This is a genomic window from Shewanella sp. ECSMB14101 (assembly GCF_000773485.1).
Classification (GTDB): domain Bacteria; phylum Pseudomonadota; class Gammaproteobacteria; order Enterobacterales; family Shewanellaceae; genus Shewanella; species Shewanella marisflavi.
In genome coordinates this window covers 17,603-38,652 of record NZ_JSFF01000021.1, presented here as the reverse complement: position 1 = coordinate 38,652, position 21,050 = coordinate 17,603, and the positions used below count along the sequence as shown (strand labels likewise).

Here is a 21,050-nt window from a genome sequence, read left to right as displayed (position 1 = left end):
AGACCTATTGCCTCGTTAACTATTTCAGTGTAGTGTGTGAAAAAATGAACATTGAATGAAGTCTGTTCATTGCTATAACGATAAAAAGACGCAATAAGCTAAAGGTGAACTATGTCCGATGAAGGACTTGCTGTTATCGGTGTTACGGCCTGTAATCAACAGATAGGCCTGCACCCTTTTAATATCGTCGGTGAGAAATACCTACTCAGTATTGCCGACGCGACTCAAGGCTGGCCACTGGTCATTCCTGCGCTGGGACATTGTCCTGCGTCAACTATCTTACCCAGGTTAGATGGTCTGCTGTTCACCGGTTCGCCCTCTAACATCGAGCCCCATCACTATGACGGGGCGGCGAGTGACCCTGATACCCTACACGACCCTAAGCGCGACGCGACCAATCTGCCGCTTTTAAAGGCGGCTATCGACGCTGGCGTGCCTGTGCTGGCCATCTGCCGCGGATTTCAAGAAATGAACGTAGTGTTTGGCGGGTCTTTGCATCAAAAATTGCATCAGGTTGGCGATTATATTGAACACAGAGAAGATACGACGGCAAATGTCGAGGTGCAGTATGGCCTGTCTCACCCTGTGAAGATTGAACCGGGAGGATTGCTCCACGAGGCTTGGGGCCGCAATTTAGCAGAGGTGAACTCTGTGCATACTCAAGGTGTTGACCGTTTGGGTGTTGGATTGCGGCCAGAAGCTTACGCTCCCGATGGATTAATCGAGGCGTTTTCGGTCAAAGAGGCTAAGAGTTTTGCACTAGGGGTGCAGTTTCATCCTGAATGGAAGGTGCTAGAGAACCCCTTCTATCGCGCGATTTTTAGTGCCTTCAGTCAAGCCTGCCAAGCCAGAGCAGCGCAACGCAAGAGATAGTAACCATGAAGAAGTTAATTGAATATTTAAAAGCCAATAAGATCACCGAAGTTGAATGTGTTATCAGTGACATGACGGGTATCGCCCGCGGTAAAATCGCCCCCGTCGACAAGTTTATCGATGAAAAGGGGATGCGCCTGCCTGAGAGCGTCTTGCTGCAAACCGTTACCGGTGACTATGTTGATGATGACATGTATGACAGCCTGCTGGACAAGGCGGATATCGATTTTGTCTGTGTGCCCGATGAGAATGCGGTATTTATGTTGCCTTGGACAGTCGAGGCGACGGCTCAGGTGATCCACGACACCTTCGATAAAATGGGGAATCCAATTGAACTATCTCCCCGTAACCTGCTGAAGAAAGTGCTTAAGCTTTATGAGGACAAAGGTTGGAAACCTGTGGTTGCGCCTGAGATGGAGTTTTATCTTACCCACAGAAACTCAGATCCTGATATTCCATTAATCCCGCCTGTGGGACGCAGTGGCCGTAAAGAGTCAGGACGCCAGTCGTTTTCTATCGATGCGGCCAATGAATATGATCCCCTGTTTGAAGATATGTATGATTGGTGTGAGGCTCAGGGGCTTGATATCGACACCCTGATCCACGAGGAAGGCACCGCCCAGATGGAGATCAACTTCAGTCATGGCGACGCTCTGTCATTGGCTGATCAGGTGTTTGTCTTTAAGCGTACTCTGCGCGAGGCCGCTCTTAAGCATGACGTGTGTGCCACCTTTATGGCTAAGCCTGTAACCGATGAACCGGGCAGCGCCATGCACATTCACCAGAGTGTAGTGGACACCAAAACAGGCAAAAATATCTTTACCAACGAAGACGGCACAAAAAGTGCTAAGTTCCTGAGCTATATCGGTGGATTGCAAAAATATATTCCAGAGTTGCTGCCGCTGATGGCGCCCAATGTGAACTCGTTTAGACGTTTCCTACCTGGCACCTCGGCGCCTGTTAACCTGGAATGGGGCGATGAGAATCGTACCTGTGGTTTGCGTATTCCTGAGTCGTCTCCACAGAACCGTCGTATCGAGAACCGTATTGCCGGTGCCGATGCCAATAGTTATCTGGCGATCGCTGCGACCTTACTGTGCGGCTACATGGGGATGGTGGAAGATGTGAAACCATCGACACCTGTGCAAGGCCGTGCGAATGAGAATCGTCAGGGGATCAGCCTGCCATTGACCTTGGAAGAGGCGCTAGCCGTGATGTCTGAAAGCTCTGCGGTGAGGGAATATCTAGGTGAGACCTTTACCTCTGGTTATATAGCGGTGAAGCAGACCGACCTTGAAAATTTCCGCCGGGTAATTAGTTCGTGGGAACGTGAGTTCTTATTACTGACAGTTTAATTGGTTACTGCACTTTGATGGTGCACTCTTCTCATCAGTTTGGGGCGTTGGTACGTCATGTGACGTACCGATTACTGAGATGGGAATAGCCAGCGTTAAATCGTTTTAAATTCAGATTGAACGGAAAAATATTCAGTTTTACACTACGGGAGAAAAAAGAGGTAGATGGGTTCGATGCGATTGTAAGCTGTAGCATTGGTCAATAATAACAAAATAATGATGTCGATTAGTCGACACTACTATGACTGACAGTTTTACCCGTGAAAACGTGGTAGCAATGGAGAAATCGATGACACTTTTAAATACTGTTAAAGCATCTTGTTTGCTTGTGGGATCTGCCTTAGCGAGTGGTGCACTTCAGGCTGAAGAAGTACTTAAAGTCTATAACTGGAACGACTACATCGCTGAAAATACACTCGATAACTTTTATAAAGAAACCGGTATTCGGGTCATTTATGATGTTTTCGACAGCAATGAGATGGTTGAGGCTAAGCTGTTATCGGGTCACTCTGGTTATGACATCGTTGTACCTTCTAATGATTTTCTTGCTAAACAGATCAAGGTTGGGGCGTTCGCTCCGCTGGATAAAAGTAAGCTGACGAATCTTGGCAATCTTAATGCCGATCTAATGAAGCAGTTAGAGAAAGCCGATCCACAAAATCGTTATGCAGTGCCTTACCTTTGGGGCACAACAGGCATAGGTTATAACGTTGAGAAGGTGAAAGCCGTTTTAGGTGAAGACGCGCCCGTCGATTCTTTAGCCCTTATTTTTGACCCTAAATACGCCGAGAAAATCTCAAGTTGTGGTTTCTCTATGATGGATTCCGCCGATGAGATGATGTCGCAAGCGCTCTCTTACTTAGGGCTAGATCCAAACAGCACTTCAGTTGAGGATTACAAAGCGGCAGGCGAGGCGATTGAAAAAGTGCGTCCTTACGTGACCTATTTCCACTCATCACGTTACATCACTGATTTGGCCAATGGAGACACGTGTGTTGCCTTTGGGTTCTCCGGCGATGTGTTCCAAGCCGCTGCACGCGCAGACGATGCGAAGAATGGGAACGAGATCAAGTATTCCATAGCCAAAGAGGGCGCGAACCTGTGGTTCGATATGTTAGCCATTCCCGCCGATGCTGAGAATATCGATAACGCCCATGTGTTCATCAATTACCTGATGCGTCCCGATGTGATTGCCGAGATCTCTAATTACGTGGCGTATGCCAACCCAAATGATAAGGCTCAGGCTTTGGTAGACAAGGAGATATTAGATAATCCTGGCATCTACCCGAATGATGAAATAATTAAAAACTTGTATATTCGCGAGGTTCGTCCCATGAAGGTTCAACGTGTAATGACTCGCGCTTGGACTAAAGCAAAATCAGGTTATTAATGTGAAAATTTATCCTACTCGCACTGGCGAGTAGGGTAGTTAACTTTTTGAATGTTAGACAGGTTCGATGCGGTTGTAAGCTGTAGCATTGGCAATAATAACAATGAAAGCCGTCACAAGCGGCAATGCAATGGCAGTAATCATCAGACTACTGGCAAGCTAACAAGGAGATAGCATGAAGCTTTTAAAGAAAATGACAACACTGGCTCTAGTGACAGCTGGAGTATTTAGCAGTTCAATGGCGACCGCTGAAGAGGTTGTACGTGTATATAACTGGTCTGATTATATTGCCGAAGATACGCTTGCCAATTTCGAAAAAGAAACCGGCATTAAAGTTATCTATGATGTGTTTGACAGCAACGAAGTGGTCGAGGCCAAGCTACTGTCTGGTCGCTCTGGCTATGATATCGTGGTGCCGTCAAATAACTTCCTCGCCAAGCAGATCAAGGCCGGTGCTTTCCAGAAGCTGGATATGGGGCAACTGAGCAACCATAAAAACTTAAATCCAGAATTGATGAAGCAACTCGAAAGTGCCGATCCACGTAACGAGCACTCAGTGCCTTATCTGTGGGGTACTACAGGTATCGGTTTCAACGAAGCTAAAGTGAAGCAAGTACTGGGTGAAGATGCGCCGCTAGATTCCTTGGAGCTGGTATTTAATCCTAAGTATGCTGAAAAGATTTCCAAGTGTGGTTTCTCTCTGCTGGACAGTGCCGATGAGATGTTGCCAATGGCAATGGTCTATTTAGGACTGGATCCAAACAGTACTAACAGTGAAGACTACACCAAGGCGGGTGAAGTCTTAGCTAAGGTGCGTCCTTACGTTACTTACTTCCACTCATCACGTTACATCACAGATTTAGCCAACGGTGACATCTGTGTGGCATTTGGTTACTCGGGTGATGTTTTCCAAGCCGCGGCTCGTGCCGATGAGGCTGAAAATGGTCATGTGATTGGCTATTCGATCCCGAAAGAGGGCGCAAACCTATGGTTTGATATGTTGGCTATCCCGTCTGATGCCAAAAACGTGAAAAACGCGCACACCTTTATCAACTACCTGCTACGTCCAGAGGTGATTGCGCCAATTACCAACTATGTGGCTTACGCCAACCCTAACGTACCAGCACAAGAGCTTGTGGATGAAGAGATCCGCAACGATGCTGCTATCTATCCAACTCCGGAAGTCTTGTCTCGCTTGTATGTGGCCGATGTTCGTCCAATGAAGGCGCAGCGCGTGATGACCCGCGTATGGACCAAAGTTAAATCTGGCATGTAATGCCGAGTGTCGAGAGGGCAAGTGCGCTTGCCCTCAATTAATCAAGATCATCTAAATATTGCAGTAGGCGCCCCCTGTGGTGCTTTTTGTGGAGAAGTATTATGGCTAGCAATTCGGGCGTCACCAATAAACCGACAACAAAGACGCAAGGAGAGGTGTTGCTGAAGATAGAGAGAGTCAGCAAGCTATTTGACGATGTTCGTGCTGTTGACGACGTCTCGCTAAATATTAATCGTGGGGAAATCTTTGCTTTGCTTGGCGGTTCGGGTTCAGGGAAATCCACACTGCTTCGCATGCTGGCAGGCTTTGAAAAGCCGACCGAGGGGCGTATCTACCTCGATGGCCAGGATATTACCGATATGCCGCCCTATGAGCGTCCTATCAACATGATGTTCCAATCTTATGCTCTGTTTCCACATATGACTGTGGCACAAAATATCGCCTTTGGTCTCAAGCAGGATAAGATGCCAAAGGAAGAGATAGAGCAAAGAGTTAATGAGATGCTCAAGCTGGTGCATATGGAAGCTTATGCTAAGCGTAAGCCTAACCAGCTTTCTGGCGGTCAGCGCCAGCGTGTCGCCTTAGCGCGTTCACTGGCTAAGCGTCCGAAACTCTTACTGCTCGATGAGCCCATGGGCGCACTCGATAAAAAACTTCGTACCCAGATGCAACTGGAAGTGGTCGATATTCTTGAGGCTGTAGGGGTGACCTGTGTGATGGTGACTCACGATCAGGAAGAGGCCATGACCATGGCCGAGCGTATTGCCATTATGAGTGACGGCTGGATAGTGCAGACCGGTTCACCTATGGATATCTATGAGAGCCCGGCGAACCGCATGGTGGCTGAGTTTATTGGCAGTGTTAACCTGTTTGAAGGGGATATTGTCGAGGATGAGGTTGACCATGTGGTGATCAAAGCTCCCAACCTTCCTCAGCCTTTCTATGTGGGCTACGGGGTATCAACCAGCGTCGATACCACCAAGGTTTGGGTCGCTATCCGCCCCGAGAAGACCCATATCAGCCGAGAGCAACCCCAGGAGTCTTACAACTGGTGTGCTGGGGAGGTTGAAGATATCGCCTACCTCGGGGGGATCTCGGTTTACTACATACGTCTGAGCAATGGTCAGTTGATTCAGTCTGTCATGACTAACAGCGATCGCCGTGCCGACTCGCCAACCTGGGAAGAGCATGTCTTCGTGAGTTGGGAAGCGACCAGTGCCGTTGTATTGAGATCTTAACGGGGGCGTTATGAAGAAGAAATCATTGAGGTTCCGCTTGCCCAAGGGGCAATGCTGGACCATAGGTGTGCCCTATTTTTGGCTGTTGATGTTCTTTGCCTTGCCTTTTGCCATCGTATTGAAGATCAGTTTATCGACGCCAGCTGTGTCGATTCCGCCTTATGAGGCCTTATATCAGTATGCTGATGAGTCACTGCAGATCATGCTGAACCTGGGCAACTACATATTGATTTTCCAAGATAGTCTCTATGTAAATGCCTATTTGGGCTCCCTTAAGATGGCCTTTATCACCACGTTAGGTTGTCTGCTGATTGGTTACCCTATGGCCTATGCCATTGCCAGGGCGCCTAAACAGCACCAAACCGTGTTGATCCTCTTGGTGATGTTGCCCTCCTGGACCTCGTTTCTTATCCGTGTTTATGCCTGGATGGGGATACTGAGTAACAATGGGGTGATCAATAATGTGCTGATGTGGCTTGGCGTGATCTCTGAGCCGATTCAGATGCTGAACACTAACTTTGCCGTCTATGTGGGTATTATCTATACCTATCTGCCCTTTATGATCTTGCCCCTGTACGCCAACTTGTCTCAGCTTGATGGTAGCCTGCTAGAGGCTGCAGCGGATCTGGGCTCACGTAGCCTGAATACCTTCTGGAAGGTCACTTTGCCTTTGTCTAAGGGCGGGGTGATTGCCGGTTCCATGTTGGTGTTTATTCCTGTGGTCGGGGAGTTTGTTATCCCTGAACTGTTGGGCGGTCCTGACTCGCTCATGATAGGTAAGGTGCTTTGGCAGGAGTTCTTCAACAATCGTGATTGGCCGGTTGCTTCGTCGCTCGCCATCGTGATGTTAGCGCTCTTGATCATTCCTATTACCTTATTCCATCGTTATCAGTCCAGAAGTATGGAGAAGACGATATGAGCAACAGATTACGTAAGATGAGTTTCTCCACTCTGATGCTGTGGGGTGGCATGGCTTTCCTCTATGCGCCCATGTTTATTCTGGTCTTCTACTCTTTTAACGAGTCTAAGCTGGTAACGGTATGGGGTGGTTTTTCGGCTAAATGGTATGGCGAACTGTTTCGTGACGAGCAGATCCTCGATGCGGTAGCAACCAGTTTGAAGGTGGCGTTTTTCGCTTCGACCATGGCGGTGATTTTGGGCACCATGGCGGCATTTGTGATGACACGTTTTGCTCGCTCCTGGGGCAAGATGACACTGTCAAACATGATCACCGCGCCGCTGGTAATGCCTGAAGTGATCACGGGTCTCTCTCTGTTGCTGCTGTTTGTGCATATGGCCGACCTACTGGGTTGGCCGGCAGAGCGAGGGATGTTGACCGTGTGGATTGCCCACTCCACCTTTTGTGCGGCTTATGTTGCCGTGGTGGTGTCATCTAGGCTACGCGAGCTGGACCTCTCTATCGAAGAGGCGGCGCAAGATCTGGGGGCTACGCCTCTCAAGACCTTCTTCCATATCACAGTGCCTATGATATCGCCTGCGCTGATCGCAGGGTGGCTGCTGTCATTTAGCTTATCGCTCGATGACTTAGTGATCGCCAGCTTTGCCTCTGGGCCGGGCGCGACGACACTGCCTATGGTGGTCTTCTCCTCGGTACGTATGGGGGTTTCGCCAAAAATCAACGCACTAGCGACCTTGATCATATTGATCGTTTCGCTTATCGCCTTTATCTCTTGGTATATGGCAAGACGCGCCGATAAACGCAGTCGTATGGCTAGCGACTAGGCTCGCCACTTTCGTGTTTCGCTCAAGATAACAGGTCGCCGCGCCGCGGCGCCTGTCAAATGCAACCCATTAATTATAACGATTCAGGGTGAATGATATGACCTGTACACCTCACGCAAATTCCTATTATGCGGCGTCAGCCAATAACAAACAGTTGCGGGACAAACTCAGCGACAACATAGAGACGGATGTCTGTATTATCGGCGCCGGCTACACCGGGCTTTCCTCGGCGATACATCTACTGGAGGCGGGCTTTAAGGTCACAGTACTGGAGGCCGCCAGAGTCGGTTTTGGCGCCTCTGGACGAAACGGTGGCCAGATAGTTAACAGCTTCAGCCGCGATATCGACACCATAGAAAAGGTTGTTGGGACTGAACAAGCCAAGCTGTTTGGTCAGATGGCCTTTGAAGGTGGGCGTATCCTCAAAGGGCTGGTAGCAAAATATAATATCCAGTGCGATCTGAAAGATGGCGGCGTGTTTGCGGCGCTGAACAAGAAGCAGATGGGCCACCTCGAGGCTCAAAAAGCCCTGTGGGAGAAGCATGGACACCTTGGTCACCTGGAGATGCTCGATGCTAACGCTATTCGCGGTGTGGTGGATACCGAGCGTTACGTGGGTGGCCTGCTAGACAAGAGTGGCGGCCATATTCACCCGCTTAATCTGGCGCTGGGTGAGGCCGATGCGGTGGAATCCTTAGGTGGTCAGATTTTTGAAGACTCAGCGGTTATTCGCGTCGATCAGGGCGATAGTCCTGTGGTGCATACTCAAGAGGGCTCGGTGAAGTGCAAGTTTGTTATCGTCGCCGGTAACGCCTATCTCAAGGGGCTGCTGCCAGAGTTACAAGCTAAGTCTATGCCTTGCGGTACTCAGGTGATCACCACTGAACCTTTGGGTGATGAGCTGGCGCATTCGCTTTTACCACAAGATTACTGTGTGGAAGATTGTAACTATCTGCTGGATTATTTCAGGCTTTCTGGCGACAAGCGTCTCATCTATGGCGGTGGCGTGGTTTATGGTGCCCGGGATCCTGCCGATATCGAGGCGATTATCCGCCCTAAGATGCTGGCGACCTTCCCACAGCTAAAAGATGTGAAGATTGATTTTACCTGGACGGGCAACTTCCTGCTGACTCTGTCGCGCCTGCCACAGGTTGGGCGTATCGGCGGTAATATCTATTACTCTCAGGGCTGTAGTGGCCATGGGGTGACTTATACCCATCTGGCGGGGCAGATTCTGGCAGAGACCATCAATGGTCAGGCTAAGCGTTTCGATGCCTTTGCGCAGCTACCTCACTATCCTTTCCCAGGTGGTCACTTGTTGCAGGTGCCCTTCTCGGCTATTGGTGCCTGGTATTACACTATGCGTGATAAATTAGGCGTTTAGCCTAAGTGACAAAAAGCCTGCATATAGCGGGCTTTTTGTTGTCAGCTTAACCCTTTTCACGGGATAAAAGTGAAAGGTTGTCATTGATGTGAGCGGCACGGCGTGTGGTCTTCGGAGGACCTAATGCGCTTGGGCAGTATTTATTTTAGACCGTTGATAAAAGGGCATTTACCTGTGGAGTCGAGCTTGTGAAGTCAAGCTTGTGACATCTGCTGGTATGCTTATCATAGTAAGCTATTGAACTCATCGAGGGGCAGCGGCTTACTAAACAGATAACCCTGTCCTTGCTCGCATTCCAGTTCGATCAGCTTCTCCAGCTGTTTGCTATTCTCTATGCCTTCGGCGATCAGTTTAAGCTTTAGGGACTTACCCAGACGAATTACGGCTCTGACGATATCCAGGCTCTGATCGTCTTCAAACATATCTTTGACGAAGGACTGATCTATCTTCAAGGTATTGACTGGGAAAAACTTAAGGTAGCTTAGGCTTGAATAGCCTGTGCCAAAATCATCGATGGCGATAGTTAATCCTAAGGCGGAGAGGGTGTTGAGTACGCCAAGGGCCTCGTCAAAATCATACATTAAGGCGCTTTCTGTCACCTCCAGTTCCAAGTAGCGACTTAATAGCCCTGTCTCTTCCAACACTTTGGCGACTTCATCACTGAAGTTGGGATTGGTAAATTGCTTGGCGGCAATATTTACTGCTACTTGCATAGGTCTCCCTCTGTCTTGCCAAACCTTGGCGGCAACACAACTCTTTTTTAAGATGATCTCACCGAGCTGGTTGATAAGCCCGGTCTCTTCAGCCAGTGGGATAAAGTCGAGGGGGGAGATGAGCTTGCCGCTAGGATCGCGCAATCTGGCAAGGGCTTCGGCGCCAATGATCTCTTGGGTCTGTAAATCGACCTTAGGCTGTAAGTAGACCTCTATCGATTCTGTGTCGATGGCATTTCGCACTAGGGTGATCAGTTTGTGGCGCTTGAGTAGTTCACGCTCCAAATCTTCAGAAAAATAACAGAAGCGATTGCGGCCCAGATCTTTGGCGCGGTACATGGCGGCATCGACATGGGTCATTAACTCCTCTGGCCTGAGGGCATCTGAGGGGTAGATGCTGATACCGACACTGGCCGAGAGGGTATTTTCCTGGCCCTCGATTCGAAATGGCGTATTGAGGCTATGGACAATGTCGGTGGCGATGGAGTCGACCTGGCTGGTGGAGGTCAGAGAGGGCAGTAGCAGGATAAACTCATCCCCGCCTATCCTGCCTAAGGTGGCATTGGGATCGATTAAGGATTGCAGGCGTTTGGCGACCTGTTTTATCACCTGATCGCCATAGCTATGACCCAGGGAATCGTTAAGGTATTTAAAGTGGTCGATATCGATAAGCAGCAGCGCCACACTCATATTGTAGGAGTCGGCTACCGCACAGGCGTGATTCACCCTGTCATGGAGCAAGATACGATTGGGAAGATCCGTTAACTGATCATGGTTGGCCAGATGGCTCATCTTGAGTGACATGGCCACAGATTCGCTGCAGTCGTGAAACACCATGATACCGCCAGTGACATTGCCTTCGCTATCTGTGATAGGGGCGGCGGAATCCTCAATATGGAAGGTCGTGCCATCTAAGCTTGTTAGCTGGCAGTTGAGCGCCATGGCGACATTGCGTTTTTCTTTGATGGCTATGGTCACAGGGTTGGCGCCACGATACTTGGTCTTAGCGTCACACTGGTCCATCACCTGATCTATGTGAAGGCCAATAGCATCGCGACATACCCAGCCCGTTAGCCGCTCGGCGATGGGGTTCATAAAGGTGATTATTGAATCGCAGTCTGTAGCAATGACGGCATCACCAATGGCGTTAAGCATGATCTTAAAACGACGGTTTTCTATGTCGAGTTGGTTTTTGGCGCGTTTAATGGAACTGATATCTGTCAGGGTCAAGAGTAGGCCTACAAGCTGCCCCTCATGCTTTCGTATCGTAAGATGTGCTTGGGCATCGGTGATCTCATGCTGGTTGTTTGGGAGGCTGACCTCAAATTGATGTTTCAGTTTGCCGCTGTTGATGCACGAGAGCATCTTCTCATAGAGGTTTTTGGGCAGCAGGTTTGAGGCGGGTTTGCCCAGAGCGTCATGAGGGGTAATTTCAAACCATTTGCCATTGTAGTCATTATGAAAACGATTATGCAGATCCTTTGACCAGTAGGAGATAAAGGAAGGGATCTGATTCACCAGTGCCTGCATATCCTGGCGTGCCTCTATGATGGCTTGTTCCTGGCGTTTTAGTAACAAGTGGTTTTTGATTCGTAATCGACAGTTATCGAGATTGATAGGCTTACTGATAAAGTCGATACCACCTAAACTGAGCGATTTATATTCGAAACTGCTCTCGCTATGGGCGGTGACAAAGATCACCGCGCTATTGCAGGTTTTAGGATTGTTTTTGAGCCGCTTACACATCTCAAAGCCGTTTATCTGCGGCATTTCGATATCTAATAGTATGATGGCGGGCTGGTGTTGCTCGGCTTTGTCCAGCGCGTCCTGGCCGCCAGTACTGCAGATGATTTCGGCAAGATCGGTGAGGGCTTGCTCTAGGAGATGTAGATTTGGCCCCTCATCATCAACAACTAATATTTTTTGTCGGGTTGCTATGTCGGTGCCGAAAAGCATAGAAGAATTCCTTTTCAAATCTGCCGCCTATATCTATATTAGCTGACTATAATCAATTTACTTAGGAAATTTACCGCGCAGCAGCAAAACGAGTATAAATACTACCTTAGGCTGAGTTATAGACAGGATATGCCTATTATCTCACTGATTATATGCGGTATCTTTTAGCCCTTTATCTGGGACAAGAGTTAGCCTCATTATAGTAGCCCTCGGCTGAAGCATTGGATGATTAAAAGGAGTTAGTTCCATGGTGCGACAGATCTCTCGAATATCATCCCTGTTTGGCGCCCGTTCACTGCTTCCCCTCTCTTTAGTCGCCGTTTTAGTGGTGGCGCTGACCATCATTGTCTTGTTTGAGTCCCGGTTAAATAGCAATGTCATCGGTGGTGTGCGCGCCAACTTGTCGGATATTAGCGAGCAGGTCAATAATCAAGCGCAAGGTAGGCTGACAAGTTATATCAATAGTTTACGGTTTTTATTTGAGACGCCGCCCATCTCAGGCCTGTCCAGGGCAAAGGCAAATCAAGGCGTCGATCCTGTGGATGGCACTCAATACGGCCAGTGGCGTCGCCGCCTCGAGACTATCTTTGTCGCCTTCTTACAAAATAATCGTGAATATGAGCAGTTGAGGGTGCTAAACGCCGAGGGGATGGAGCTAGTGAGGGTCGACAGGCACGCAGGAGGGATACATGTGATACCTGATGCAAGCCTTCAAAATAAGCGCGATAGAGACTATTTTAAGGCGAGTCAGACACTGCAAAAAGGCGAGATCTATACGTCTCCTATCACCCTAAATAGAGAGTTTGGCAAGATTGATTACCCCTATCGACCTATGCTGCGTCTGGCAAAACCGATATTTGACGATGCGGGGCAGCGCTTTGGTTTCTTAATCGTCAATATAAACGCCTATAACCTGCTGGAAACGTTTGAAGCATTTGTGCCAACACCCTATGAACTGATTTTGACCGACAGCCAGGGGTATTTTTTACTACATCCCGATAGTGAGATGCGCTTTAGCCGTGACCTTAACCCCGAGGAGGTTTGGTCTAAGCATTATCAAGTGGCTAAGGCGTTATCACGTCAATTTGAACTCGTGGTAGACACTTATCATGAGGACAAGCTCTACTATGCTTTTAACCGAGCCATTAGTTTATCAAACGATGCCCTGAGTGGGCGCCTAACGGCCACTTTGATGGCCCCTCGGAGCTATGTAAAGGAGCTGGCTATTGGCCGGCGCGTCAGTGTCTATTCTTTCATGTTGATCATCGGGGTGCTGTTTCTTTTTGTGGTGTCTATCTTGGGACGCAGTGCGCGAAACAGTATGGCGCTGGCTAAAGAGAAGGCGCAGTCCGCGGCGATTATTCATGGCTCTCAAGATGCCATCATAGGGGTGAGTAATAGTGGCCATATCAACAACTGGAACCGAGCGGCGGAGTTACTGTTTGGCTATGATGTCGATTATGCTAAAAGGCACTCTATTAACGAGTTGACGTTAGTGCCTGAGCATGATTTGAAGGACTTAGTTGCCAAGGCTAATCACGGCAATAACACTCTAACCTTTGATGCTAAATTGCCAATCAGCGAGGGGGAAAGTCGGGAGTTTTTTGTCTCTGTTTCGCCAATCATAGGGGAAAATAAGCAGGCGCTGGGGGTCGCGTTTATCTTTCGTGATGTCTCGATTGAGAAGCAGGCCGCCAGGAAGATCCGACAGGCCAATGCCGAGTTGGAAAAGAAAGTTGCCATTCGCACTCAAGAGTTGCAAAAGGCTAGCCATGTGAAGAGTACCTTTATCTCTAACATTAGTCATGAGATGAGAACACCGCTTAACGGTATTGTCGGCACCTTAAACTTGATGAGAAAGGAGCCGCTGAGCGAGCGTCAGAAGCGTTATCTGGAGATGGCTGAGGTTAGTGTTAATGGCCTCTCTAGCTTAATTAACGATGTTTTGGACCTCTCCAAGATTGAGGCTGGCAAACTTGATTTGGATATCAGTAGCTTTAACCCCATAAATTTGGTTGAAAGTATCTGTAGCAGTATGGCGGTAAAGGTTCAAGAGAAGGGCGTAGAGTTCATCATAGATGTGATTGACCTGCGCTGCCAGAGTGTAGTGAGCGATCCTCATAGGCTCTCGCAGATATTAACCAATCTGGTTAATAACGCGATCAAGTTTACTGACCGTGGCTATATCAAGGTAAAGGCCTATAGCCGACTCAAAGAGACGGGCGAGCTTGAGTTTATCTGTGAGGTATCAGATACAGGCATAGGGATCACCAAAGAGAATCAAGCTAAGCTCTTTAGTGCTTTTTCCCAGGCAACTTCCAGCATCGCCGCTCAGTACGGTGGCAGCGGACTCGGTTTATCTATCTGTAAGGAGTTGAGTGAACTCTTACATGGCAAAATGAGTTTCGAGTCGACGGAGGGGAAGGGAAGCTGCTTTACCTTTTCCATGCTACTTGGGCAGCAGGACTATCAGTTGATGGCCACGGAAACTGTGCTCCAAGATGTACCCTGCTGCGTGCTATTGGAGCATCCTGAGCAGCAGGCTTGTGTCGAGGCTGCAATCTCGCGGCTTGGCGGCACGCTGGTCTCCGAGGAGATCTTTAAAGAAAGCCTTAACCAAGAGGGCACAGAGACGCACAACTTGCCTCAGGTGCTTATTCTTGAACAGTGCCACGCTTTGTTGATGGAACTCGATAGCCGATGGCCTGACTTCGCCGAAAATCATGATAGTCTCCCCCGGGTGTTGGCATTTCAAAAGAGTGCTGAGCAAAATAAGTCGCTGGATAATATCGTGCTCGAATACCTCAATAATCCGCTGCTTTTTTCCGAGTTAATGCAGAAATTTGGCGGTGGGAAAAGCTTGGTATTGATTGAGAAATATCAAAATGTGGATGAGCAGCGTAGCTTAGGCGAAGAGGAGATGAAGCGTCTTCAAGGCGCACGGGTGTTAGTGGTCGACGATAACGAGATCAATATCGAAGTGGCTATTGGGATCCTGTCTGACTTACCGCTTGAGTTTATTAAAGCCACCAATGGTCAGGAGGCCCTTGAGCAGCTCGCTCAATGCGGTGAGGGGCATCGGGTGGATTGCATCTTAATGGATTGTCAGATGCCGGTACTCAATGGCTATGACTGTACCAGGGCCATCCGCGCAGGGAATGCCGGTGATCTGTTTATCAATATCCCCATCATCGCTATGACAGCCAGCGCCATGATGGGAGAGCGCGATAAGTGTATCAAGGCGGGGATGAACGATTACATCACTAAGCCTATTGAGGCTCAGCGCCTATTGGAAAAGGTGTGTGACTGGCTTTTGTCCACCACTGACGGGGAAGGGAAACCTCCTAAGCTGGTGGCATCTGAATTGCCAGATCAGCTGTCCAATAAGGATGAAGAGTATGTCTGGAATCGCAAGCAGGCGCTCAATCGCCTAATGAATAACGAAGTGCTGTTTGGCGAGATCTGTCAGATGTATTGTGAGAGCACACCGACACAATTGGATGAACTGGAAGCTGCCATTGATGCCAAGGCTTTTGAGCAGGTGAGACAGTTGAGTCACAGTCTTAAGGGGCTATCGAGTAGCATAGGCGCGATACAGTTGCAGGAGTTGTTTCTTAGCCTTGAAACGGAGGCGAAAATGAAAAACAGTGACAAGCTAAATCAACTGTTTAAGGGAGTGAAACCCTGTTATCAAGCCTTAATAAGCCGCTTGCAAGATGAACCTATATCCAACAACGAGGCGAAGAATGCGTCATTGTAGGCATCTGTACAATTTGGGAGTAAAGGATTTCGATGGCGTTAAATAATGATTTGTATCCATTAGTTTTTTCTCGAAAGGGACGCATACTGATCGTCGATGATATGCAGGTTAACATCATCATTTTACGGCAGCTGCTGAGCCTGACCAATGAAATTGCCACAGCCTTAAATGGCGAGGAGGCGTTAAGCCTGTGCCAAAGCTTTAAGCCGGATCTGATTCTGTTAGATATTGAGATGCCCGGAATGTCGGGCTTTGAGGTGTGCCAGCGCTTAAAAGCCGATCCCAATACTCAAGGAATTGCCGTAGTGTTTGTTTCGGCCCATCACGATGAGGAGCAGGAGATGCGCGGTTTTGAGTTAGGGGGCGTTGATTTTATTCACAAGCCGATCAATGGGGTGATCACCCAGGCGAGAGTGAATAATCAGCTGATGTTGAAACGCCAATCTGAGCTGTTGAAGTCTATGTTACAGCCGGAGAAGAGTGCTAAGGATCCGGATTAAAAAAGAGTGGCAAAAATGGGAAACAAAAAAGCCTGCATAGGATGCAGGCTTTTTTGTTTTAAATTGGTGGCCCCTCACAGACTTGAACTGTGGACCTAACGATTATGAGTCGTGTGCTCTAACCAACTGAGCTAAGGGGCCGACTTAGGATAGTCGTCACTATCGAAAGCGCAAAGAAGTATACGAGGTTTAAAAGCGCTTGTCACCACTGATTTGGCAAGAATTCTAAACTTTGAATTCAACTGCTTATCTGTTGTTCAATCAGCTTTCGCTGTTGGTTGAAAAATAGAAAAGCCAGCCCTAGGGCTGGCTTTCATCGAGAAAGAACTCAGGTCAATCTGGCTTATTCATCCAAGAAAGACTTAAGGATCTCTGAGCGAGAAGGGTGACGTAACTTACGCAGTGCCTTAGCTTCAATCTGACGAATACGCTCACGGGTCACATCGAACTGCTTGCCCACTTCCTCTAGGGTGTGGTCTGTGTTCATGTCGATACCGAAACGCATACGCAGTACTTTAGCTTCGCGAGCCGTTAGGCCGGCAAGCACTTCGTGGGTCGCATTCTTCAGACTCTCACCTGTAGCGCTGTCTAATGGCAGCTCGAGGGTGGTATCCTCGATAAAATCACCTAAATGCGAATCTTCATCATCGCCGATAGGGGTTTCCATTGAGATAGGCTCTTTGGCAATCTTCAGCACCTTGCGAATCTTGTCTTCCGGCATCAACATACGTTCGGCCAGCTCTTCAGGTGAAGGCTCGCGTCCCATTTCTTGTAGCATCTGACGAGAGATACGGTTAAGTTTGTTGATGGTTTCGATCATATGAACCGGAATACGAATGGTTCTGGCCTGGTCGGCAATCGAACGCGTGATCGCCTGACGGATCCACCATGTCGCATAGGTCGAGAACTTGTAACCACGACGGTATTCAAACTTATCCACCGCCTTCATCAGGCCGATGTTACCTTCCTGAATAAGATCCAGGAATTGCAGACCACGGTTGGTGTACTTCTTGGCGATAGAAATAACCAGACGCAGGTTAGCCTCAACCATCTCTTTCTTAGCGCGGCGAGCCTTGGCTTCACCGATAGACATACGACGGTTGATATCTTTAATAGCCGCAATTGCCAGACCGGTTTCATTCTCGATAGCATCGAGTTTAGCACGGCAGCGTTGTACATCTTCTGCCACCATCTGCAGGCCTTCAGAATAAGGCTTCTTGGCCGTGATCTCGTCGTTGAACCATTCGATGCTGCTTTCGTTAGTGGTGTAAACCTTAACGAAGTTTTTCTTTGGCATCTTAGCTTGTTCAACACATAGCTTCATGATGAGACGCTCTTGAATACGCACCTTATCCATCATTTCACGCATGCTCTTAACTAAGCGGTCAAACTGCTTAGGTACCAGGCGGAACTCTTTGAAGATTTCACCGATCTGGAATAGGGCTGCGGTCGATTCAGGGTGCTCGCGTCCTTTCTGCTCAATCACTTTCAGGGCGTTTTCATGGGCCTGGCGTAGCTGAGTGAAACGCTCTCGCGCCTCTTCTGGATCCGGTCCCTTTGGCGAATCGTCTTCATCGCTATCGTCATCTTCGTCTTCGTCATCGTCTTCGTCGTCGAGATCGTCATCCGAAAGTTCCGAGCCGATGTGAGTGGCCGTTGGGGCAACATCTTCAGCGTTGGGGTCAACAAATCCAGAGATAATGTCTGATAGTCTGACTTCTTCAGCTTCATAGCGATCATATTGCTCAAGGATCATGGCGATCGCTTGAGGATATTCGGCTACAGAGGCTTGAACCGTGTTGATCCCTTCTTCAATTCGCTTGGCAATAACGATTTCGCCTTCGCGGGTCAGAAGTTCAACCGTACCCATTTCACGCATGTACATACGTACGGGATCTGTGGTACGCCCTAGCTCAGCTTCAACCGTAGCCAGTGCTGCGGCAGCTTCTTCGGCAGCATCTTCATCGGTGCTGTCTTCAGACATCATGATCTCATCGGCATCCGGCGCCTGCTCATAGACGCGAATACCCATGTCATTAATCATCTGGATAATATCTTCGATCTGATCTGAATCGACCATATCTGCAGGCAAGTGATCATTCACTTCTGCATAGGTTAAATAACCTTGCTCTTTACCTTTGGCAAGCAACAATTTAAGTTGCGACTGCGGAGTCTGCTCCATAGATATCATCCAAGTTGGGTAACTGTTACAACGACGGGCAACGAGTGCCGCGCAAATCGTCAATTATAGCCGTGTGCACTGTGCTGTGCTAGTCCAAGTGTTTACTTTTGCGAGATAAATTATGCTCTAAGTTTGTCCTTGGATTACTGCTATGAGCTTTTTAAGTTGCATCCGCTCTTCTTTAGTATGGTGCTGTTTTAAGCTCAATTCCTGATAACGTTGCTCAATATATTGATTATTCAACCATATCAGGGCTTTTTTGAACTCTTGCTGAAGGTTTTCATCCGCCACTTGATGCTCCCATTGGGCTAGTTTCTTCAAGGTGGCGAGTTGTTCATCGCCCCTGAACTGTTCAAGTAGTTGTGCGCTGTTAACCTTCTCTGCGCGAGTTCTGTCGAGTAAGAGGGTGAGCAAATCTATGCCCGCCATCTTGATATGTTTTAGCGCTGGCTGCACCGGCAGGTTATTGCCTAGGTGCGGGTGCTGTACCAACAGGGCGATGGCTAATCGCAATGGGGTACCGCGTCCTTTGAGCGCTTTGTTTTGCAGAGGCTTTTTCGCATCAATGCGTTTGAAGCCCAGTTTTCGCTGCAATTCTTCTGCACTGTTCATGCCGAGTTTATAGGCCAGATTTTCCAGCAGTAAACTCTGTAGCACAGTGTCTTGTACTTTTTCAATCAGGCTCATGGCTTGTTTGGCCAGGGTGCCCTTATCTGTGCCATAGCGCGTGGCTAAGGTGTCAAACAGAAACTCGGGCAGCAGTTTTGCCTTTTCGATAAGCTGTTCAAAAGCTGGTTTGCCAATTTGGCGAACCAGTGAATCAGGGTCTTCACCTTCAGGTAAAAACATGAACTTGACCTGATCGCCTGGTTTGAGCAGTGGCAGGGCAGTTTCCAATGCGCGCCAAGCAGCTTCGGTGCCGGCCTTATCGCCGTCATAACAACAGACGACCTCTTTGGCACTGCGTAGCAGCAGCTGAAATTGATCCGCTGTGGTTGAGGTGCCCAGCGATGCTACTGCATAGTCGACCCCAAATTGTGCCAGTGCTACGACGTCCATATAGCCTTCAACAATCAGGATCTGATTCGGCTCCCTGTGTCTCTGTTTGAGTTCATACAGGCCGTAGAGTTCATAGCCCTTATGAAATATGGGCGTTTCAGGCGAATTCAAGTACTTTGGCTTACCATCGCCCAAGACCCTGCCGCCAAATCCTATGACTCTGCCACGACGGTCCCGAATGGGGAACATAAGGCGATCACGAAATCTGTCGTAGCGTTTGCCACCCTCGTTTTCGATCACCATGCCCGCGGTCAGTAGCTTGTCCTGGGCATCCTGACTCTGGCGATAACGGCTGAGCAGGCCATCCCAACCCTCGGGGGCAAAACCGATATTAAAGTGTTCTATTACTTCGTTTGACAGGCCACGATGCTCGAGATAATCGAGTACTTTTTGTTTATCTGTATGTTGCTTAAGCTGATTTTGGAAAAAGCGACTTGCCTCTTCCATTAATTGGTATAGATCCCGGCTTAAGCCTTCGTCACGGCGTTTACCCGTGCCTTTCTCTCTCGGTACATCCAGACCCAAACGGCCGGCCAACTCTTCAATGGCGTCGACAAAGTCCAGTCGCTCATATTCCATGACAAAATCGATGGCATTACCATGGGCACCACAACCGAAGCAGTGGTAAAACTGTTTATCTCGACTAACAGTAAATGAGGGTGACTTTTCGCTATGGAAGGGGCAACAGGCAGAGTGATTTTTGCCCGCCTTTTTCAGGGGGACCTTAGCATCGATAAGATCGACTATATCGGTGCGAGCTACAAGCTCATTGATAAACTCACGAGGTATCGCCATTGCTGTATAAATGCCGCCTTTTCGCGAAATTAAACCGAAAGAGTAGAAACAAACAAGCCGTGCGTAGGCACGGCTCATTCATACATTGGACTTAAAGTTACTTGAGTTTTGCCTTGATCAGAGCGCCTATTGACGCCATATCAGCTCGCCCTTGTACCTTAGGTTTCAATGCTCCCATTACTTTGCCCATATCCGCCATGGATGATGCGCCTACCGCTTGGATAGTCTCATCAACTAGCGTGGCAACTTCCTCTTCAGAAAGCGGCTTAGGCAGGAAAGTCTCGAGGACTCGAATCTCTCCGGCTTCAGCTTGCGCTAGTTCGTCTCGGCCTGCCGCTTCATATTGAGCGATAGAGTCGCGACGTTGTTTTACCATTTTGGTTAAGACCGCTATGGCTTGCTCATCATTCAGCGTCTCGCGGCTATCCACTTCGATCTGTTTGATGGCAGCCAGTGCCATACGAATAGTCCCAAGGCGCACCTTATCTTTGGCGCGCATGGCTTCTTTCATCTGGTCTTTTAGCTGATCAACTAGGCTCATAAGAGATTAGTATAAACGTACGCGACGCGCGTTTTCACGAGAAAGCTTCTTAGCAAGACGCTTTACTGCAGCAGCTTTAGCGCGCTTACGTGCAGTAGTTGGCTTCTCGTAGAATTCACGAGCACGAACGTCGGCTAAGATACCAGCTTTTTCACAAGAGCGCTTGAAACGACGTAAAGCTACGTCAAATGGTTCATTTTCACGTACTTTAATAATTGGCATACGCCATCACCCCTTAGGTGTAGTTTGTATTGAGTTAATTTCTTAACCCAAGTTAATTTAAAA

Annotated in this window: 15 protein-coding genes and 1 tRNA gene; 10 read left to right on the top strand and 6 right to left on the bottom strand. The window is 48.6% G+C overall.

Translation table 11 applies throughout. The features are described from left to right. The first annotated feature begins 111 nt into the window (after positions 1-111). The 8 genes from NY07_RS14820 to NY07_RS14785 all read left to right on the top strand — a co-directional run bounded on the left by NY07_RS14820 (position 112) and on the right by NY07_RS14785 (position 9,259). On the top strand, positions 112-873 hold the full coding sequence (locus NY07_RS14820; RefSeq protein ID WP_033540130.1) for a gamma-glutamyl-gamma-aminobutyrate hydrolase family protein: 762 nt from the start codon (positions 112-114) through the stop codon (positions 871-873). A gap of 5 nt (positions 874-878) precedes the next feature. Beyond that, positions 879-2,228, top strand: a complete 1,350-nt coding sequence (locus tag NY07_RS14815; RefSeq protein WP_033540129.1) for a glutamine synthetase family protein — start codon at positions 879-881, stop codon at positions 2,226-2,228. A 289-nt stretch (positions 2,229-2,517) separates the two neighbouring features. Continuing rightward, positions 2,518-3,618, top strand: coding sequence for a polyamine ABC transporter substrate-binding protein (locus NY07_RS14810; RefSeq protein ID WP_033540128.1), 1,101 nt, complete (start codon positions 2,518-2,520; stop codon positions 3,616-3,618). 175 nt (positions 3,619-3,793) lie between these two features. Beyond that, positions 3,794-4,894 carry a polyamine ABC transporter substrate-binding protein gene (locus tag NY07_RS14805; protein WP_033540127.1) on the top strand — a complete coding sequence of 367 codons (1,101 nt, stop codon included), beginning with the start codon at positions 3,794-3,796 and terminating at the stop codon, positions 4,892-4,894. Between the two features lie 101 nt (positions 4,895-4,995). Continuing rightward, positions 4,996-6,132: a polyamine ABC transporter ATP-binding protein gene (gene potA / locus NY07_RS14800; protein ID WP_033540126.1), complete on the top strand. Its 1,137-nt coding sequence runs from the start codon at positions 4,996-4,998 to the stop codon at positions 6,130-6,132. Between the two features lie 10 nt (positions 6,133-6,142). Next, positions 6,143-7,051, top strand: coding sequence for an ABC transporter permease subunit (locus tag NY07_RS14795; RefSeq protein ID WP_033540125.1), 909 nt, complete (start codon positions 6,143-6,145; stop codon positions 7,049-7,051). Beyond that, on the top strand, positions 7,048-7,875 hold the full coding sequence (locus NY07_RS14790) for an ABC transporter permease subunit (RefSeq protein ID WP_033540124.1): 828 nt from the start codon (positions 7,048-7,050) through the stop codon (positions 7,873-7,875). The genes NY07_RS14795 and NY07_RS14790 overlap by 4 nt, the downstream gene beginning before the upstream one ends. Positions 7,876-7,972: 97 nt before the next feature. Beyond that, positions 7,973-9,259 carry an NAD(P)/FAD-dependent oxidoreductase gene (locus NY07_RS14785; RefSeq protein ID WP_033540123.1) on the top strand — a complete coding sequence of 429 codons (1,287 nt, stop codon included), beginning with the start codon at positions 7,973-7,975 and terminating at the stop codon, positions 9,257-9,259. 224 nt (positions 9,260-9,483) lie between these two features. On the opposite strand, the gene NY07_RS14780 is transcribed toward NY07_RS14785, so the two are convergent. Next, positions 9,484-11,928, bottom strand: coding sequence for an EAL domain-containing protein (locus NY07_RS14780; protein WP_033540122.1), 2,445 nt, complete (start codon positions 11,926-11,928; stop codon positions 9,484-9,486). Positions 11,929-12,175: 247 nt separating this feature from the next. Between NY07_RS14780 and NY07_RS14775 the strand changes: the two genes are divergently transcribed. After that, the gene (locus NY07_RS14775; RefSeq protein ID WP_052125777.1) at positions 12,176-15,688 is read left to right on the top strand and encodes an ATP-binding protein; all 3,513 of its coding nucleotides are present in this window, start codon (positions 12,176-12,178) and stop codon (positions 15,686-15,688) included. A gap of 32 nt (positions 15,689-15,720) precedes the next feature. Then, positions 15,721-16,188, top strand: coding sequence for a response regulator (locus NY07_RS14770; RefSeq protein ID WP_052125775.1), 468 nt, complete (start codon positions 15,721-15,723; stop codon positions 16,186-16,188). 64 nt (positions 16,189-16,252) lie between these two features. On the opposite strand, the gene NY07_RS14765 is transcribed toward NY07_RS14770, so the two are convergent. From NY07_RS14765 to rpsU, 5 genes are all read right to left on the bottom strand, one after another. After that, positions 16,253-16,329: transfer RNA gene (locus tag NY07_RS14765), tRNA-Ile, on the bottom strand. 202 nt (positions 16,330-16,531) lie between these two features. Then, on the bottom strand, positions 16,532-18,370 hold the full coding sequence (gene rpoD / locus NY07_RS14760; RefSeq protein WP_140946930.1) for an RNA polymerase sigma factor RpoD: 1,839 nt from the start codon (positions 18,368-18,370) through the stop codon (positions 16,532-16,534). A gap of 126 nt (positions 18,371-18,496) precedes the next feature. Further along, the gene (gene dnaG / locus NY07_RS14755; RefSeq protein WP_033540120.1) at positions 18,497-20,224 is read right to left on the bottom strand and encodes a DNA primase; all 1,728 of its coding nucleotides are present in this window, start codon (positions 20,222-20,224) and stop codon (positions 18,497-18,499) included. A 97-nt stretch (positions 20,225-20,321) separates the two neighbouring features. Next, complete coding sequence (locus NY07_RS14750) at positions 20,322-20,765, bottom strand: GatB/YqeY domain-containing protein (RefSeq protein WP_033540119.1); 444 nt, start codon at positions 20,763-20,765, stop codon at positions 20,322-20,324. Positions 20,766-20,771: 6 nt separating this feature from the next. Further along, positions 20,772-20,987 (bottom strand): 30S ribosomal protein S21, encoded by a 216-nt coding sequence (gene rpsU, locus NY07_RS14745; protein ID WP_006080725.1) that lies wholly within the window; start codon positions 20,985-20,987, stop codon positions 20,772-20,774. Positions 20,988-21,050: the final 63 nt, after the last annotated feature.

What these genes read in the sequence shown, in the direction of transcription:
- NY07_RS14820 (WP_033540130.1), top strand. Translation starts at nt 112, where the DNA reads ATGTCCGATGAAGGACTTGCTGTTATCGGTGTTACGGCCTGTAATCAA.
- NY07_RS14815 (WP_033540129.1), top strand. Translation starts at nt 879, where the DNA reads ATGAAGAAGTTAATTGAATATTTAAAAGCCAATAAGATCACCGAAGTT.
- NY07_RS14810 (WP_033540128.1), top strand. Translation starts at nt 2,518, where the DNA reads ATGACACTTTTAAATACTGTTAAAGCATCTTGTTTGCTTGTGGGATCT.
- NY07_RS14805 (WP_033540127.1), top strand. Translation starts at nt 3,794, where the DNA reads ATGAAGCTTTTAAAGAAAATGACAACACTGGCTCTAGTGACAGCTGGA.
- potA (WP_033540126.1), top strand. Translation starts at nt 4,996, where the DNA reads ATGGCTAGCAATTCGGGCGTCACCAATAAACCGACAACAAAGACGCAA.
- NY07_RS14795 (WP_033540125.1), top strand. Translation starts at nt 6,143, where the DNA reads ATGAAGAAGAAATCATTGAGGTTCCGCTTGCCCAAGGGGCAATGCTGG.
- NY07_RS14790 (WP_033540124.1), top strand. Translation starts at nt 7,048, where the DNA reads ATGAGCAACAGATTACGTAAGATGAGTTTCTCCACTCTGATGCTGTGG.
- NY07_RS14785 (WP_033540123.1), top strand. Translation starts at nt 7,973, where the DNA reads ATGACCTGTACACCTCACGCAAATTCCTATTATGCGGCGTCAGCCAAT.
- NY07_RS14780 (WP_033540122.1), bottom strand. Translation starts at nt 11,928, where the DNA reads ATGCTTTTCGGCACCGACATAGCAACCCGACAAAAAATATTAGTTGTT.
- NY07_RS14775 (WP_052125777.1), top strand. Translation starts at nt 12,176, where the DNA reads ATGGTGCGACAGATCTCTCGAATATCATCCCTGTTTGGCGCCCGTTCA.
- NY07_RS14770 (WP_052125775.1), top strand. Translation starts at nt 15,721, where the DNA reads ATGGCGTTAAATAATGATTTGTATCCATTAGTTTTTTCTCGAAAGGGA.
- rpoD (WP_140946930.1), bottom strand. Translation starts at nt 18,370, where the DNA reads ATGGAGCAGACTCCGCAGTCGCAACTTAAATTGTTGCTTGCCAAAGGT.
- dnaG (WP_033540120.1), bottom strand. Translation starts at nt 20,224, where the DNA reads ATGGCGATACCTCGTGAGTTTATCAATGAGCTTGTAGCTCGCACCGAT.
- NY07_RS14750 (WP_033540119.1), bottom strand. Translation starts at nt 20,765, where the DNA reads ATGAGCCTAGTTGATCAGCTAAAAGACCAGATGAAAGAAGCCATGCGC.
- rpsU (WP_006080725.1), bottom strand. Translation starts at nt 20,987, where the DNA reads ATGCCAATTATTAAAGTACGTGAAAATGAACCATTTGACGTAGCTTTA.